Below are 2,915 nucleotides of genomic sequence, written 5' to 3' on the forward strand. Positions count from 1 at the left end.
ACCGCCACACCCAAGGACTCCCCGCCACCAGCCTCGCCTGGGGCCTCTGGCAACAAACCAGCACCATCACCACCACCCTCACCAACGAACACCACCAGGGCATGGAGTCCAGTGGCATCACCGCCCTTCCCACCGACGAGGCCCTCGCGCTCTTCGACGCCGCGCTGGCCAGTGGGCGTCCGCACCTCGCTCCGATCGGGCTCGATCTGCGTGCGCTGCGCGCCGCGGCCGGGTTCGGGGTGCTGCCACCGCCATTGCGCGGACTCGTCGAACGGTCGGCGCCGCGCAGGCGCGGCCGTGCCGAGCCGTCACTGCCGCAGCGCCTCTCCGTGCTCGCCGAGAAGGATCAGGCAGCTCTGCTCCTCGAACTGGTCCGCACGCACACCGCCATGGTGCTCGGCCACCCCTCCGGGGACTCCATAGCCGCTCAACGGGCGTTCCAGGAGATGGGTTTCGACTCCCTGGCCGCGGTGAAACTGCGCAACCAGCTCAACAACGCCACCGGACTCAAGCTGCCCATGACCGTGATCTTCGACCATCCCAACGCCGCCGCACTCGCGGATCGGCTGCACGCGGAACTCCGAACCGACGGCTCCGCGCCGAGCGCCGCACTCACGGAACTCGAACAGTTCGAGGCGACCGTGCTTTCGCTGGCCCCCGACAGCGATCTACGTCCAGGAGTGGCGGCGCGCCTGCGTGCCCTGCTCTGGAAGCTCGACGGAGACCCGCACAACGCGCCGCGCCAAGTCCCGCAGGACGACCTCGATTCCGCCTCGGACGACGAACTCTTCGACGTGCTGGAAAACGAACTCGGTATCGCGCGCACCCACGAATGACAGCGAACCCTGCCCAGGAGGCGGCCTTCTCATGAACGAAGACAAGCTCCGCGATTACCTCAGGCGCGCGACCGCGGATCTGCGTCAGGTCAATCAGCGGCTGCAGGAGGTCGAGGCCAAGAGCCGTGAACCCATCGCCATCGTGAGCATGGCGTGCAGGTTCCCCGGTGGCGTACGTTCCCCGGAAGGCCTTTGGCGGCTGCTCGAATCGGGCTCGGACGCGCTCTCGGGCTTCCCGGCAAGCCGCGGCTGGGACGCGGAGTCGCTCTACGACCCCGACCCCGCGAGCTCCGGGAAGAGCTATGTGAGCGAGGGGGGGTTCATCCAGGACGCCCACGAGTTCGATGCCGAGTTCTTCGGCATCAGCCCGCGCGAAGCGCTCGCGATGGATCCGCAGCAGCGCCTGCTCCTCGAAACGTCCTGGGAGCTCTTCGAGCGGGCGGGGATCGACCCCGATTCGATGCGGGGCAGCCGTACCGGCGTCTTCGCCGGCACCAACGGGCAGGACTACACCCGCGGCCTCCTCTCGGGCACGGAGAACGTCGAGGGCTATCTGGCCACGGGCGTGTCCGCGAGCGTCGCCTCGGGCCGGATCTCCTACGTGTACGGGCTCGAAGGCCCCGCCCTGACCGTTGACACCGCCTGCTCGTCCTCCCTGGTCACGCTGCACCTGGCCGCGCAGGCACTGCGCAACGGCGAATGCGACCTGGCCCTCGCGGGCGGCGTCACCGTCATGGCCACCCCCTCCACGTTCATCGAGTTCAGCCGCCAACGGGGGCTCGCACAAGACGGCCGCTGCAAGGCGTTCGCGGCGTCCGCCGACGGCACCGGCTGGGGCGAGGGCGTCGGCCTGCTCCTCGTCGAACGGCTCTCCGACGCCGAACGCAACGGCCACCACGTCCTCGCCGTCATGCGCGGGTCGGCCGTCAACCAGGACGGCGCCAGCAACGGACTCACCGCGCCCAATGGCCCCTCCCAGCGCCGCGTCATCCAGGCCGCCCTCGACAACGCCCGCCTCACCTCCGGACAGGTCGACGCGGTCGAGGCACACGGCACGGGCACCACACTCGGCGATCCCATCGAGGCGCAGGCGCTGCTCGCCACGTACGGCCAACACCGTGACGCGGAAAGCCCGTTGTGGCTTGGATCGATCAAGTCGAACATCGGCCACACCCAGGCCGCCGCAGGCGTCGCCGGCATCATCAAAATGGTCGAAGCCATACGCCACGGAGTGCTCCCCAAGACCCTCCACGTCGACGAGCCGACCCCCCACGTCGACTGGGCGTCCGGCGCGGTCTCCCTCCTCACCGAGGCACGCTCATGGCCGGAGACCGGGGAGCTCCGGCGAGCCGGGGTGTCCTCATTCGGAATCAGCGGCACCAACGCCCACGTGATCCTCGAACAAGCCCCGGTCACGAGCAAGGCGCCCGAAGAACAGCCGGAGGGGCCGGGCGGACCGCTCGCTTGGACACTCTCCGCCAAGAGCGACGACGCATTGCGCGACCAAGCCCGGCAGTTACAGAACCTCGCCACCGACACCCAACTCCCGCTCGCCGACATCGGCTTCTCCCTCGCCACCACACGAACCCACCTGGAGCAGCGGGCCGCGGTGCTAGCCGAGGACCGGGACGGATTCCTGGCCGGCCTGGACGCACTCGCCACGGGCACGGAAGCACCTCATGTCGTACGAGGGTCAGCAGCCGCCACCGCCAAGACCGCGTTCCTCTTCTCCGGGCAGGGATCACAACGCCTGGGCATGGGACGCGAGCTGCATGCCGCCTACCCAGTCTTCGCCAAGGCTCTGGACGAGGTGTGCGCACTCCTCGACCCGCACCTGGACATACCGCTGCGGGACGTGATGTGGGCCAACGAGGACACCCCCGAAGCCGCACTGCTGGAAGACACCCTCTACACCCAGCCAGCCCTCTTCGCACTGGAAACGGCACTGTTCCGCCTCCTGGAACATTTTGGTGTCGTCCCTGAGTTCCTGGCCGGGCACTCCATCGGTGAACTCGCGGCCGCACACGTCGCGGGCGTACTGAACCTGGAAGACGCCTGCACCCTGGTCGCCACCCGAGC

At 68.8% G+C, this 2,915-nt stretch carries 1 protein-coding gene and 1 pseudogene; both read left to right on the top strand.

Annotation, left to right across the window (positions count from 1 at the left end; translation table 11 throughout):
• Positions 1-836, top strand: an 836-nt coding sequence (locus tag ACIBNE_RS41100; protein ID WP_399281210.1) for a phosphopantetheine-binding protein, incomplete at its 5' end; no start/stop codon positions are given.
• 31 nt (positions 837-867) lie between these two features.
• Positions 868-2,915 (top strand): annotated as a pseudogene (locus ACIBNE_RS41105) (type I polyketide synthase); the annotation flags it as partial.

This window comes from Streptomyces sp. NPDC050504, assembly GCF_044458065.1.
In the GTDB taxonomy this organism is placed as follows: Bacteria; Actinomycetota; Actinomycetes; order Streptomycetales; family Streptomycetaceae; genus Streptomyces.